Source organism: Ruegeria sp. YTSA108 (assembly GCF_059610185.1).
On sequence record NZ_JBXWND010000010.1, the window covers coordinates 110767 to 123745 of the forward strand.

Annotated in this window: 13 protein-coding genes; 8 read left to right on the plus strand and 5 right to left on the minus strand. The window is 57.5% G+C overall.

What is annotated here, in order from left to right:
• Window positions 1-7: 7 nt before the first annotated feature.
• Window positions 8-2263, plus strand: coding sequence for an NADP-dependent malic enzyme (locus AC2FHW_RS14655; protein WP_142637398.1), 2256 nt, complete (start codon window positions 8-10; stop codon window positions 2261-2263).
• A gap of 3 nt (window positions 2264-2266) precedes the next feature.
• Complete coding sequence (locus AC2FHW_RS14660; protein ID WP_271950604.1) at window positions 2267-3136, plus strand: ribokinase; 870 nt, start codon at window positions 2267-2269, stop codon at window positions 3134-3136.
• On the opposite strand, the gene msrA is transcribed toward AC2FHW_RS14660, so the two are convergent.
• From msrA to AC2FHW_RS14675, 3 genes are all read right to left on the minus strand, one after another.
• Window positions 3133-3804, minus strand: a complete 672-nt coding sequence (msrA, locus tag AC2FHW_RS14665) for a peptide-methionine (S)-S-oxide reductase MsrA (protein ID WP_496678658.1) — start codon at window positions 3802-3804, stop codon at window positions 3133-3135. The genes AC2FHW_RS14660 and msrA overlap by 4 nt on opposite strands.
• A gap of 96 nt (window positions 3805-3900) precedes the next feature.
• Window positions 3901-4182, minus strand: a complete 282-nt coding sequence (locus AC2FHW_RS14670) for an SCP2 sterol-binding domain-containing protein (RefSeq protein ID WP_271950602.1) — start codon at window positions 4180-4182, stop codon at window positions 3901-3903.
• Between the two features lie 147 nt (window positions 4183-4329).
• Window positions 4330-5556: an argininosuccinate synthase gene (locus AC2FHW_RS14675; RefSeq protein ID WP_142637390.1), complete on the minus strand. Its 1227-nt coding sequence runs from the start codon at window positions 5554-5556 to the stop codon at window positions 4330-4332.
• A 177-nt stretch (window positions 5557-5733) separates the two neighbouring features.
• Between AC2FHW_RS14675 and AC2FHW_RS14680 the strand changes: the two genes are divergently transcribed.
• Window positions 5734-6459 carry a hypothetical protein gene (locus AC2FHW_RS14680; protein WP_281973390.1) on the plus strand — a complete coding sequence of 242 codons (726 nt, stop codon included), beginning with the start codon at window positions 5734-5736 and terminating at the stop codon, window positions 6457-6459.
• Between the two features lie 57 nt (window positions 6460-6516).
• Window positions 6517-7743, plus strand: a complete 1227-nt coding sequence (gene ilvA / locus AC2FHW_RS14685) for a threonine ammonia-lyase IlvA (RefSeq protein WP_142637386.1) — start codon at window positions 6517-6519, stop codon at window positions 7741-7743.
• A 125-nt stretch (window positions 7744-7868) separates the two neighbouring features.
• Here the strand turns inward: ilvA and AC2FHW_RS14690 are convergent, their stop codons facing one another.
• Entirely contained in the window at window positions 7869-8192 is a 324-nt protein-coding gene (locus tag AC2FHW_RS14690; RefSeq protein ID WP_496702884.1) for an Hpt domain-containing protein, read from the minus strand.
• 156 nt (window positions 8193-8348) lie between these two features.
• Between AC2FHW_RS14690 and AC2FHW_RS14695 the strand changes: the two genes are divergently transcribed.
• Entirely contained in the window at window positions 8349-9620 is a 1272-nt protein-coding gene (locus AC2FHW_RS14695; RefSeq protein ID WP_496690215.1) for a PP2C family protein-serine/threonine phosphatase, read from the plus strand.
• Here AC2FHW_RS14695 and AC2FHW_RS14700 read toward each other — a convergent pair.
• Window positions 9617-10060: an NUDIX hydrolase gene (locus AC2FHW_RS14700; protein ID WP_271950593.1), complete on the minus strand. Its 444-nt coding sequence runs from the start codon at window positions 10058-10060 to the stop codon at window positions 9617-9619. The genes AC2FHW_RS14695 and AC2FHW_RS14700 overlap by 4 nt on opposite strands.
• Before the next feature lie 76 nt (window positions 10061-10136).
• Here AC2FHW_RS14700 and hslO point away from each other — a divergent pair, with 76 nt between their 5' ends.
• Genes hslO through AC2FHW_RS14715 form a run of 3 tightly spaced genes read left to right on the plus strand, consistent with a single transcriptional unit; the run spans window position 10137 to window position 12854 of the window.
• Window positions 10137-11114: an Hsp33 family molecular chaperone HslO gene (gene hslO, locus AC2FHW_RS14705; RefSeq protein ID WP_496822131.1), complete on the plus strand. Its 978-nt coding sequence runs from the start codon at window positions 10137-10139 to the stop codon at window positions 11112-11114.
• Entirely contained in the window at window positions 11098-11703 is a 606-nt protein-coding gene (locus tag AC2FHW_RS14710) for a CoA pyrophosphatase (RefSeq protein ID WP_496692611.1), read from the plus strand. The genes hslO and AC2FHW_RS14710 overlap by 17 nt, the downstream gene beginning before the upstream one ends.
• The gene (locus tag AC2FHW_RS14715) at window positions 11703-12854 is read left to right on the plus strand and encodes a CCA tRNA nucleotidyltransferase (protein ID WP_416383934.1); all 1152 of its coding nucleotides are present in this window, start codon (window positions 11703-11705) and stop codon (window positions 12852-12854) included. The genes AC2FHW_RS14710 and AC2FHW_RS14715 overlap by 1 nt, the downstream gene beginning before the upstream one ends.
• Window positions 12855-12979 lie beyond the last annotated feature (125 nt).

A 12979-nucleotide genomic window follows, 5' to 3' on the forward strand; every position in this document is an offset into this window, starting at 1 on the left:
GTATCAAATGCCCAAAGCGAAGATCACCAACGAAGAGGCGCTGGCCTTTCACCTGGACCCAACTCCTGGCAAGTGGGAGGTACAAGCCACCGTTCCCATGACGACGCAGCGCGACCTGTCGCTGGCCTACAGCCCCGGCGTGGCTGTTCCATGTGAAGCAATCGCGGAAAATCCAGAAACGGCCTATGACTATACCAACAAGGGAAATCTGGTCGCCGTGATTTCGAATGGGACGGCGGTTTTGGGTCTTGGTAATCTGGGCGCGCTGGGCTCAAAACCGGTGATGGAGGGCAAGTCAGTCCTGTTCAAGCGTTTCGCTGACGTAAACTCGATCGATATCGAGCTGGACACCGAAGACCCGGATGAGTTCTGCCGCGCCGTGCGACTGATGGGGCCAACCTTTGGCGGCATCAATCTGGAAGACATCAAGGCGCCCGAGTGTTTCATCATCGAACAGCGCCTGAAGGAAGAAATGGATATCCCCGTCTTCCACGATGATCAGCATGGCACGGCGGTGATCTGTGCGGCGGGCCTGCTGAATGCGCTGCGTATCTCGGGCAAGAAGATCGAAGATGTGAAGATTGTTCTGAACGGTGCCGGGGCTGCTGGGATAGCGTGTATCGAACTGCTCAAGTCGATGGGCGCGCGGCATGAGAACTGCATCGTGTGTGACACCAAAGGCGTGATCTATCAGGGCCGGACCGAGGGCATGAACCAGTGGAAATCGGCCCATGCGATCACCACAGATCTGCGTACGCTGGAAGACGCCATGAAAGGCGCAGACGTCTTTCTGGGCGTGTCGGTCAAAGGGGCTGTGACGCAGGATATGGTCGCCAGCATGGCCGATAACCCGGTGATTTTTGCGATGGCAAACCCCGATCCGGAAATTACGCCGGAAGAGGCCCACGAAGTGCGCGTTGATGCCATCGTCGCCACAGGGCGCAGCGATTATCCGAACCAGGTCAACAACGTGTTGGGCTTTCCCTACCTGTTCCGCGGTGCGCTGGATATCCACGCCCGCGCCATCAATGACGAGATGAAAATTGCCTGTGCCCACGCCCTGGCCAACCTCGCGCGCGAAGATGTCCCTGATGAGGTCGCGATGGCCTATGGTAAGTCGCTGACCTTTGGGCGCGATTATATTATCCCGACACCTTTCGATCCGCGCCTGATTCACCGCATTCCGCCCGCCGTTGCGCGGGCCGGGATGGATACCGGCGCGGCGCGGCGCCCGATTATCGACATGGACGCGTATGAGCTGAGCCTGAAATCCCGCATGGATCCGACCGCCAGCATTCTGCGCGGCCTGAACGCGCGGGCCCGTCAGGCGCAAAGCCGAATGATCTTTGCCGAGGGCGACGATCCGCGTGTGCTGCGGGCTGCGGTGATGTATCAACGCTCGGGCTTTGGTAAAGCGCTGGTCGTAGGCCGCCCGGATGACGTCAAGCAAAAGCTGGAAGAGGCCGGGCTGGGCGATGCTGTGCGTGAGCTGGAGGTCGTGAATGCCGCCAACACTGCGCATCTCGATACCTATTCTGATTTTTTGTACGATCGCCTGCAGCGTAAAGGCTTTGATCGAAAGGATATTCATCGACTTGCCGCGCGCGACCGGCATGTGTTTTCATCGCTGATGCTGGCGCATGGGCATGGCGACGGTTTGGTCTCGGGCGCGACGCGTAAATCGGCGCATGTGCTGGATCGGATCAACCATGTGTTTGATGCAGATGCGGCCCGTGGCGCGGCCGGTGTGACGGCGTTGTTGCACAAGGGGCGGATCGTGCTGATCGGCGACACTTTAGTCCATGAATGGCCGGACGAAAACGATCTGGCCAATATCGCCGAGCGCTCAGCAGCCGTTGCCCGCCATATGGGGCTGGAGCCGCGCGTTGCCTTTGTCAGCTTTTCGACGTTTGGCTACCCGGTGTCGGAGCGGGCCGAAAAGATGCACCGCGCTCCTGCCGTTCTGGATCAGCGTGGCGTAGATTTCGAATACGAAGGTGAAATGACGGTGGACGTGGCGCTGAATGTCGACCAGCAGGCAAACTATCCGTTCCAGCGCCTGACCGGGCCGGCGAATATCCTGATTGTCCCAGCACGGCATTCGGCCTCGATCTCGACCAAGTTGATGCAGGAAATGGGTGGGGCCACGGTGATCGGCCCGATCTTATCGGGCATCGACAAGCCGATTCAGATCTGTTCGACCATATCGACGGCCAATGACATTCTGAACATGGCCATTCTGGCCTCCTGCGATATTGGTTAAGCCATGACAATCTGGAATCTAGGCTCGATCAACGCAGACATGATTTATGATGTGCCACACCTGCCGTGCGCGGGTGAGACGCTTTCGGCCAACCGTTTGGATCGGTTTCTGGGCGGCAAGGGCGCGAATATGTCCGTCGCCGGCGCGCGGGCCGGCGCGCGGGTGGCGCATATTGGGGCCATAGGGCCCGACGGGCGCTGGGCGCGTGACAGGCTGACCGAATATGGCGTCGATACCCGGTGGATTGCCGAGGTTTCAGATCCTACCGGGCACGCCATTATCGCCGTAGACGCCGAGGGTGAAAACAATATCATCCTGTTTCAAGGCGCAAATCATGCAATTACGTCAGATCAACTGGGCCAGGCGCTGTCATCGGCGGATCAGGGTGATCTGATTGTGACGCAAAACGAAACCAACTTGCAGGTCGAAGCCGCAAAAATGGGCCGCGAAATGGGGCTGACTGTCTGTTACGCGGCGGCCCCTTTTCAAGCCGATGCAGTGCGGGCGGTTCTTCCGTATCTGGATTTCCTGATCCTAAATGAGGTCGAGGCCGAGCAGCTGCGGCAGGCAACCGGGCAGGGCCTGTCCGAGTTGGGGATAGAGCATGTCATTGTGACCCTCGGATCAAAGGGCGCGCGATATCATCATAAGGGGACGACCTCGGATTTTTTGGCTCACAAGGTTCAGGCGGTGGACACAACTGGTGCGGGCGATACGTTCACAGGTTACGTTCTGGCAGGAATGGATCGTGGCATGCCGATGGAGCAGGCAATATTGCAGGCAAACCGGGCTGCCGCGTTGATGGTGACACGGCACGGTACGGCGGATGTCATTCCTGATCTGAAAGAAGTGCGCGAAGCGCGCTTTGATTAAGACCCGGCAAAGGGCGCGTCACTGCCCCACAGCTGTTTGACGCGGGCGTCGCGACCGCATGCTTTGCGATAGGCCTTATAGGCGTTGCGCTGGCGTTTGGGACCGAACCGCGTAAAGACCAGTTTTTCGCCCTTATAGTAATCCTGATGATAGGCTTCGGCCGGGTAAAACCGGTCCTGTTGCAGGATCGGGGTGACAATCGTTTGACGCAGGACGTTCTGTGCTTTGGATTTTGCAGCCTCGGCTAACGCCTTTTCGCCTGTGTTAGAGACAAATACCGCGGTCCGGTAACTCTCGCCCCGGTCGCAGAACTGGCCGCCCGCATCCGTGGGATCGACCGAGCGGAAAAACAGGCTCAGCAAGGTTTCACGGGAAACACGGTCCGGATCAAAGGTGATCTGAACAGCCTCATAATGGCCGGTGCCGCCTTTGGTTACCTCGCCATAGGTCGGGTCCGCCGTTGCGCCCCCGGTATAGCCCGAGACCGCCTGAACCACGCCCGGCACGGATTCGAAATCGGATTCAACGCACCAGAAACACCCCCCGGCCACGGTCAGCGTCTCGGTTCCGGCAGCCGGTGCAGGCGCGGCGCGCAGCATTGCGACGATGAGGATCAGCGCAAACAGAAGCCAAGGTTTGACAGCGTCAATGTATGTGGTTCGGATCATGGTGGGTCTCCTTCCATGATCAGACTGCCTTGGGAAACCCCCGGGCGCAACGCGCTGACATCTGTTCTCACGCGCTGGTGAGACGAGTTTATCGCCTTAGCCCAGCAACTGCCCCAGTTTCATCGCCACACCCATATTGCCCGAGATCTTGAGCTTGCCCATAGCAATACCGGTCATCGGGTTCAGCTTGCCGGTCAGCAGCTTGCTTAGGTTCTCTTGTGAGATACGAATGGTGCAATCCGTGTCCTGATCCTGCGTCGTCGCCTGATTGTCGGCCAGAACAATCACACCGGCATCACCGCAATCGAATTTCAACGACCCATCGAAGTTTTTGCCATTCAGACCGCTCTGAATACCTTCTGCGATATCCTGCAACATGCCCCATCCTTTCAGTGTTGTGACTTGGGTAAAGACATATCCTGCGGTGGAGCAAGAGTGACCTGACGGGAGGTGGCAAAAATGGGCGCATAAAAAACCCGGCATCCTGAGGGGCTGCCGGGTCTTCAGTTCAATATCTCAGCTGTCTTACTTCGACAGGCGCTTGTCGCGTGCTGCCAGAAGTTTCAAGCGCAGGGCGTTCAGTTGGATGAATCCCGCAGCGTCTTTCTGATCGTAGGCACCAGCATCCTCTTCGAAGGTCACGTGCGCCTCGGAATACAGCGAGTGTTCCGACCAGCGGCCCACGGTCGATGCCAGACCTTTGTACAGCTTCACGCGCACGGTGCCGGTGACATGATCCTGAGATTTGTCGATCGCGGCCTGCAGCATCTCGCGCTCGGGCGAGTACCAGAAGCCGTTATAGATCAGCTCTGCATATTGAGGCATCAGCTGGTCCTTCAGATGCATCGCGCCCCGATCCATGGTGATGGATTCGATGCCACGGTGCGCTTCCAACAGGATTGTGCCGCCCGGTGTTTCATAGATACCGCGGGATTTCATGCCCACGAACCGGCCTTCAACCAGGTCCAGACGGCCAATGCCGTGCTTGCCGCCATATTCGTTCAGCTTGGTCAGGATGGTCGCGGGGCTCATCGCCTCGCCATTGATGCTGACCGCGTCACCTTTTTCGAACCCGATCTCGATGAATTCTGGTTTATTCGGCGCGTCCTCGGGGTGGACCGTGCGCTGATAGACGTAATCGGGCGCCATATCGGCGGGGTCTTCCAGAACCTTGCCCTCGGATGAGGTGTGCAGCAGGTTGGCATCAACCGAGAACGGCGCCTCGCCCCGCTTGTCCTTGGCGATCGGAATCTGGTTCGCCTCGGCAAATTCCAGCAGTTTGGTGCGGCTGGACAAGTCCCACTCGCGCCAGGGGGCGATGACCTTGATATCGGGATTCAGCGCGTAAGCCGCCAGTTCGAACCGTACCTGATCGTTGCCCTTGCCGGTCGCGCCATGCGATACGGCATCCGCTCCGGTCGCCTCGGCAATCTCGACCAGACGTTTCGAGATCAACGGGCGCGCAATCGAGGTGCCCAGCAGGTACAGGCCCTCATACTGCGCATTCGCGCGGAACATCGGAAAGACGAAATCGCGGACGAATTCCTCGCGGATGTCCTCAATATAGATGTTTTCGGGCTTGATCCCCAGCAGCTCGGCCTTCTTGCGGGCGGGCTCCAACTCCTCGCCCTGACCCAGATCGGCGGTGAAGGTTACGACCTCACAACCATACTCGGTCTGCAACCATTTCAGGATGATCGAGGTATCAAGGCCACCGGAATAGGCCAGAACAACTTTCTTGGGCGCGGACATCTGACTTCCCTTTATGCGTAGAACGACTGGCCCCTAGCGGGTTTTGAACGCGGGGGCAAGTTATCTGCGTTGACGCAGGTCGGGATTTGGGGTGAAACAGAAGGAAAGAAAACAAGGATTGGTTGAAGGGATAGATTTCAGATGTTGGGTTGGCAGATTTTTGCACATTCGGTGCGGATGGTTATTGGGAATCTCAAACAGGTTTTGCAGATTACGTTCGGGCCATCTTTGGTTGCGACAGCGGTGATTGTCGCCCTGTTTTTTGTATTGGACGTTCCGCTGGATCAACTCAATACAACCACCGGAGAGTTGCCTGCAGGCGTTTCGAGCGGATCGGCGATTGGCTTCCTGGTGGGCTTTATGGTCGTGATATTTGTGACGATGTTCTGGATTGTGGTGTCGTGGCACCGCTTTGTCCTGCTTGAGGAATATCCAAGAGGTATATTCCCAACCTTCCGGTTCGATAGAATTCTGGCCTATTTCGGGCGGGTTCTTCTGTTGGGTATCCTGATGGCCATCGCGTTCCTGCCGGCAGGCGCGGTACTTTCAGCGCTGGGCGGTGGAGCATTGTCAGTTGTGTTTGTCATTGTCCTTGTCGTCTTCCTCATCATCGGCTTCTACCGTTTGTCCATAATCCTGCCCGCAGCAGCGATTGGGCAACCGTTGACACTTGGGCAAGCTTGGAACAACACCGCCGGTGCGGGTGGTGCGATCATCGTTCTTTTGCTTGTAAGCTTTGTGTTCCAGGTCGTGGTCCAGTTGGTCTTTACAGCGCTCGCTTTCATCCCGGTTCTGGGTGTTTTACTCTCACTGTTCTTTGGGGTTCTGGTTTTGCCGCTGATCAATGTCAGTATCTTGACCACCATGTACGGCGTGTTCGTTGAAAAGCGCCAGCTGACCTGAACTCGTACACATATGTATTCCTTGCTCTTTCAGCGATGATGGGGCAGGGAAACCGGCATGAGTGATTTCATGACCCGCGCCCGCGCTGCCGAACAGGCGATGCGCTCTGTGTTTCCGGTGACGCCTCTGCAGCGCAATGCCCATCTGTCTGATCGTTTCGGGGCCGATATCTGGCTGAAACGTGAGGACCTCAGCCCGGTGCGGTCCTACAAGATCCGCGGTGCGTTCAACGCCATGCGCAAACAGCAGGGGCAGAACCTGTTTGTCTGCGCCAGCGCGGGAAATCATGCGCAGGGCGTGGCCTTTATGTGCAAGCACATGGATGTGAAGGGTGTGATCTTCATGCCCGTGACGACGCCGCAGCAGAAAATCCAGAAAACTCGTATCTTCGGCGGCGACAATATCGAGATTCATCTGACCGGCGACTATTTCGATGACACGTTGGCCGCCGCTCAGGCGTGGTGCACCGAACAGGGCGGCCATTTTCTGTCGCCCTTTGACGATGTTGATGTGATCGAGGGGCAAGCCTCGCTTGCGGTTGAGATCGAAGCGCAGTTGGGTGGGTTGCCGGACCACATCCTTTTGCCAGTAGGCGGTGGCGGCATGTCTGCGGGCGTGGCTACGTGGTTTGGCGATCGGACCCATTGCCTGTTTGTGGAACCCAAAGGCGGTGCCTGTCTGCACGCGGCAATGGCAGCAGGACATCCGGTGGCATTGGATCAGGTGGACAATTTCGTTGACGGTGCTGCGGTTGGTCGGATCGGTGAAAAACCGTTCGAATTGCTGAAATCCCGTCATCTGTCGGACGCTCTGGTCCTGTCCGAAGACCGCATCTGCACAACCATGATTGAGATGCTGAATGTCGAAGGCATCGTTCTGGAACCCGCCGGGGCCCTCGCGATTGAGGCGCTGAGCGATATTCAGAGTTTTATCCGAGGGAAAACCGTTGTCTGCGTAACCTCTGGTGGCAACTTCGATTTCGAACGTCTGCCCGAGGTCAAGGAACGCGCGCAGCGCTATCTGGGGGTGAAGAAATACTTCATCCTGCGCTTGCCACAGCGCCCTGGCGCATTGAAAGAGTTCCTGAACATCCTTGGCCCCGAGGATGACATTGCGCGGTTTGAATACATGAAGAAATCGGCACGTAACTTCGGCTCGGTTCTGATTGGTATCGAAACCCGCAAGCCCGAAAACTTTGCCCGTCTGTTCGCGCATCTGGATGAAGCCGGGTTCACTTTTACGGATATCACCGAGGACGAGACCCTCGCCCAGTTTGTGATCTGAGAAAATGACCAGACTGCAAAGTTGTCTGTCGCGGCGATGGATCAGCTGCGTTTGAAACAGACAATATACAGGGCCGGGTTGTCACCCATCGCCAGTGTACCTGTTTGCTGCCTGTACGGCGCCGCTCAGAGCTCGTTCAATCCTGCCTGAAACTCCGTTGCTGAGGTCCGAAATGTGCCGACTATTTCGGCGATATCGACGGTTGCGGCCTGACCCTGTGCCGAATGGCGCTCACCATCCTGGCAGAGCCTGGCCAATGTCCTGAATCCCAGACTAAGCGCGCTGCCCTTCAAGGAGTGTAGATGCTGTTCGAAGTCAGACCGATCATCATCGACCTGCAAATGCTCCAGGCCTTGTTGCACCTCATCGAGAAAGATTTCCACTACCTCGTCAAACTCGTCGGCGCCGACCTCGTCCCGCAGCTGTCTGACCCTGGACCAGTCGATCATGGCCATCCTTTCCCTAAAGATAACGACCCGATTATCACTACAGGCCGTTGGTAAATCCGTGGTTAAGATGGATGCATTTACGACCTTCACAGGATGTTAAACAGCCGTGCGCTAGGGTCGTCCCGTTCCGCATTATGTGGCAGAGCTGAGGGTCAGGTGGCAGAGGTCAGTCAGGCAGAAACAAAGGCAGAGCTGGATTTTGGTGCGATTCGCAAGGTGCTGGTCGTTGATGACAGTCGTCTGCAACGTCGCATCCTTGTGGCCTCGCTGAAGAAATGGGGCTTTGAGGTGCTCGAGGCCGATAGCGGAGAGGCCGCCATCGAAATCTGTGCTGCCATGTCCCCCGATCTGGTCCTGAGCGACTGGGTCATGCCGGGGATGAGCGGGCTGGAATTCTGTCAAGCATTTCGGGCGCTGGAGAATGACGAATACAGCTATTTCATCCTTCTGACTTCAAAAAGCGAAAAGCAGGAGGTTGCGCGCGGACTGGATGCCGGGGCGGATGATTTTCTGATCAAACCTCTTGAGGCCGATGAATTGCGGGCGCGCATATCTGCGGGCGCGCGGATATTGGATATGCAGCGTGAGCTGTCTGATAAGAACCGTATGATCGAGACCGCGCTCGAAGAACTGAAAGTGGTCCATGATGCGATCGACAAGGACCTGATTCAGGCGCGTAAGATACAGGAATCTCTGGTCCCCGAACTCACGCGTGATTTCGGTAGGTCGCGTATCAGCATGTTGCTGAAACCTTGTGGGCATATCGGTGGCGATCTGGTGGGAATGTTTTCACCGGGGGTCAACCGTGTGGGGTTTTACAGCATCGATGTGTCCGGCCACGGCATCACCTCGGCGATGATGACAGCACGGCTGGGCGGGTATCTGTCCAGCAAACATTTCGATCAGAACGTGGCGATGGAAAAGCGGTTCGATAAATTTTACGCATTGCTACCACCTGATCAGGTGGCAGAGATGCTCAATTCCCGCCTTATGGCCGATGCTGGCGTCGAAGAGTATTTTACCATGGTCTATGCCATTATTGACCTGCGAAACGGACATCTCAAGATGGTGCAGGCAGGGCATCCGCACCCGCTGTTGTTGCGACAGGATGGTGGGACCGAGTATCTGGGGCAAGGTGGTTTGCCCATCGGACTGTTGCCGGATGTCACGTTTCAGCGAACCGATACCTACATGAAGCCCGGTGACAAGCTGTTGCTATATTCAGACGGGTTCACGGAATGCCGGATGGCGGATGGATCCCTGCTGGAAGAAGAGGGGCTGTGCAGAATGGTGACGGATTGTGCCACCGATCTCAGCGGGCCCGAATTTCTGGACGATATGTTCTGGCGGCTGACACAGGCCATGGATCCGGACCAGGGTATGGATGATGACGTATCTGCGGTTTTCTTTGAATACAGCGGGCCTTAAAGCCCCATCAGGTGTCCCGAAGCGAAATGTCGGTCGCCGCTGTTGCCCAGCATCTGCGCGGCATCCGCACTGTCCAGCCAAAGGGCTTCGTGGAATGGCTCTGAAGGTGGACCTATGCGGCGCACAGGGCGGGCTCGATATATCAAACAGACCTTTTCGGCCCACAGGTCATATTCGGGCATGTATGTGAAACGGCGAAAGGCGCCGACCCGCCGCGGGCTGGCAATCAACCAGCCGGTTTCTTCAAAGACTTCGCGATGCAGGGCGGTGATGGGCGATTCGCCTGGGTCAATACCGCCACCCGGCAACTGTAGATCAGGGCCGGGCTCTGTCTGGCAGGTCAGCAACAGATGTCGTCCTCGAGGCAACAATGCGTATACACCCACACGTCGTGTGTATTTGCGCCCCGCTTGTGGGGTTTCACCGAACCGTCTGATCATGTATGGCCCCTTACAACCCGAAATCTTCGACCTATATGCTGGCGGTATGCCAATCTGTGGCGTTTAAGGAAACCCCATGTCTCTTGGAACAAAAATCGCGTGGGACGACACCGTCCTGCCCTTTCAACTTGATATACCGGATATGCGCGGACGTGTGGCGCGGCTGGACGGAGTGTTGGATGGCATTCTGAAACAGCACGACTATCCCGAAAAGGTCGAGGCTTTGGTGGCCGAGATGGCCTTGCTGACTGCTCTGATCGGCCAGACCGTCTCGCTGCGCTGGAAGCTGTCGCTGCAGGTACAGTCCAAGGGCGCAGTGCGGATGATCGCAACCGATTACTACGCTCCGCAGGCCGAGGGCGAACCGGCCCGCATCCGCGCCTATGCCAGTTTTGACCCGGACCGCCTGACCGATTCCACACCGTTTGATCAGGTGGGTGAAGGCTATTTCGCCATCATGATTGACCAGGGCGAGGGCACGCAGCCTTACCAGGGGATCACACCGCTGGCTGGCGGCTCTCTCAGCGCATGCGCAGAGGCGTATTTCGCACAGTCCGAACAATTGCCGACGCGGTTTTCACTGAGTTTCGGCAAATCAACTGAACCTGGCGTCGGTGAGCACTGGCGCGCAGGCGGCATCATGCTGCAACACATGCCCAAAGCGTCACCATTTGTAGCCAATGCAGAGGGTGACGGTCAGATTCTGTCGGCGGATGATCTGGTTGACGGTGAGGAAGGTGAAAATTGGGCGCGCGTCAACATCCTTCTGGATACTGTTGATGACCTTGAGCTGATCGGCCCTTCGATTGCGCCAACCGACCTGTTGATCCGGCTGTTTCATGAGGAACAGCCACGGGTTTATGATGCGCAATCGGTTCAGTTCGGCTGCACCTGCTCGGAAGAGCGCGTGCGCCAAAGCCTGTCGATCTATTCGGCGCGCGACATCGAAAAGATGACAACCCCCGAGGGCCAGGTCACCGCCGATTGTCAGTTCTGTGGTGCCCATTACGTATTGGACCCCGTCACCGTTGGCTTCGATGCCGGTGAGGCCTGATCCAACAGAACAGCTGCGGGCGGCCCTGAGCCGCCCCGGCAACGGGTCCAGTGATTTCGATCTGAACCCTGATGCGGTTTTGCCAGCGGGGCGCAAGCTGCGTCCAGCCGGGGTTCTGGTTCCGATTCTTGTAACGGATGAGGCCCCGCGCCTGCTTTTGACCAAGCGCTCATCGGCGCTGAAACACCATCCCGGCCAGATCGCCTTTCCTGGCGGAAAACAGGATGAGACCGATCCGGATGTAACCGCAACCGCCCTGCGGGAAGCACAGGAAGAGATTGGCCTTTCCTCGGATTTGCCTGAAATTCTCGGGCATTTGCCTACCCATGAAACCGTGACGTCTTTTGTCGTAACCCCGGTTGTCGCGATCCTACGAGACGGGTTCGACCCAATTCCTGAGCCGGGTGAAGTTGACGAAGTTTTTTCAGTCCCACTTGCGCATGTTCTAAACCCTGCGAATTATATCGTTGAGTCGCGTCGCTGGCGGGGTCAGCGGCGGTATTATTTCACCGTGCCCTATGGCCCTTATTACATCTGGGGGGCTACGGCCCGGATGTTGCGGGGCTTGGCTGCGCGGGTGAGTGAATGATGAAGCTATCAGAAAGCTGGGTTACAAATCCGGCAACCCAGACAGTCTGCGCCGTTTTGATCGATGCCGGTTTTCAGGCGCTTTTCGTCGGCGGTTGCGTCCGCAACGCGCTTTTGGGGGCGCCGGTCTCGGATCTGGATATTGCCACGGACGCTCCGCCCCAGCAGGTGCTGGATTTGATGCGGGCGGCGGGGTTGAAGGCCATTCCGACTGGGATCGAGCATGGCACGATAACCGTTGTCAGCCAAAGCATCCCGCATGAGATCACGACCTTCCGGCGAGATGTCGAAACCGATGGCCGCCGGGCTGTTGTGGCGTTCTCGGACAATGTTGATGAAGATGCCAGCCGGCGCGATTTCACCATGAACGCGCTGTATGCCCGCCCGGATGGGACGCTTTTGGACCCGCTGAATGGACTGCCCGATCTAAAGGCCCGAAAGGTCCGGTTCATAGGCAACGCCCAGCACCGCATCCGCGAAGACTATCTGCGGTCTCTGCGCTATTTTCGGTTTCACGCCTGGTATGGGGATGTCGAAGCCGGGTTTGATCCCGAAGCTCTGTCGGCCATTTCAACCAATCTGGACGGATTGGCAGGCCTGTCGCGCGAACGGGTTGGGGCCGAGTTTATGAAATTGCTGACCGCGCCTGACCCTGCGCCTTCGGTCGCTGCCATGCGCAGCACGGGCGTTCTGGCACAGATATTGCCGGGGGTTGAGGATCGATCACTTGCCCCGCTGATCGCCTTGGAACAGCAGGCTGGGGCAAAGCCCGAGCCGGTCCGGCGACTTTCCTCCATCGCCACGCCTGAGATTGCCCAGACCCTGCGTCTGAGCAAGGCCCAGATCCAACGCCTGACACGGATGCGGGATGAGGCCGCGGGAACCGCGGGCACTGCCGAGCTTGGGTTCCGTTATGGTGAAGAGGACGGCCTGCACGAAGTTCTCCTGCGTTGTGCTTTGTTGGAACAGCCCTGGTCCGAGGATAAGCGGCAAGCGCTCCGGGACGGGGCGGCAGCGGATTTTCCCGTGCGGGCCGCTGACCTGATCCCTGACTTTACCGGCCCGGCGCTGGGCAAGAAACTGGCCGAGCTTGAGGCGCGCTGGATCGCCTCGGGTTTCACCCTGACGCGCACCGAGTTGCTGGTCGAGTAAATTGAAGTCTCAAAAAGGGATGACAAGCCGGATCGTTTGTGTTTTCTTGCGCCTGTTACATGAATGGAGGGATGCGAATGTATTACGGGATCTGGTTCGGCTAAAGCCATAACACTTGACCCGTA

Coding starts and splice junctions, on each gene's coding strand:
- AC2FHW_RS14655 (WP_142637398.1), top strand. CDS start 8: ATGCCCAAAGCGAAGATCACCAACGAAGAGGCGCTGGCCTTTCACCTG.
- AC2FHW_RS14660 (WP_271950604.1), top strand. CDS start 2,267: ATGACAATCTGGAATCTAGGCTCGATCAACGCAGACATGATTTATGAT.
- msrA (WP_496678658.1), bottom strand. CDS start 3,804: ATGATCCGAACCACATACATTGACGCTGTCAAACCTTGGCTTCTGTTT.
- AC2FHW_RS14670 (WP_271950602.1), bottom strand. CDS start 4,182: ATGTTGCAGGATATCGCAGAAGGTATTCAGAGCGGTCTGAATGGCAAA.
- AC2FHW_RS14675 (WP_142637390.1), bottom strand. CDS start 5,556: ATGTCCGCGCCCAAGAAAGTTGTTCTGGCCTATTCCGGTGGCCTTGAT.
- AC2FHW_RS14680 (WP_281973390.1), top strand. CDS start 5,734: ATGGTTATTGGGAATCTCAAACAGGTTTTGCAGATTACGTTCGGGCCA.
- ilvA (WP_142637386.1), top strand. CDS start 6,517: ATGAGTGATTTCATGACCCGCGCCCGCGCTGCCGAACAGGCGATGCGC.
- AC2FHW_RS14690 (WP_496702884.1), bottom strand. CDS start 8,192: ATGATCGACTGGTCCAGGGTCAGACAGCTGCGGGACGAGGTCGGCGCC.
- AC2FHW_RS14700 (WP_271950593.1), bottom strand. CDS start 10,060: ATGATCAGACGGTTCGGTGAAACCCCACAAGCGGGGCGCAAATACACA.
- hslO (WP_496822131.1), top strand. CDS start 10,137: ATGTCTCTTGGAACAAAAATCGCGTGGGACGACACCGTCCTGCCCTTT.
- AC2FHW_RS14710 (WP_496692611.1), top strand. CDS start 11,098: ATGCCGGTGAGGCCTGATCCAACAGAACAGCTGCGGGCGGCCCTGAGC.
- AC2FHW_RS14715 (WP_416383934.1), top strand. CDS start 11,703: ATGAAGCTATCAGAAAGCTGGGTTACAAATCCGGCAACCCAGACAGTC.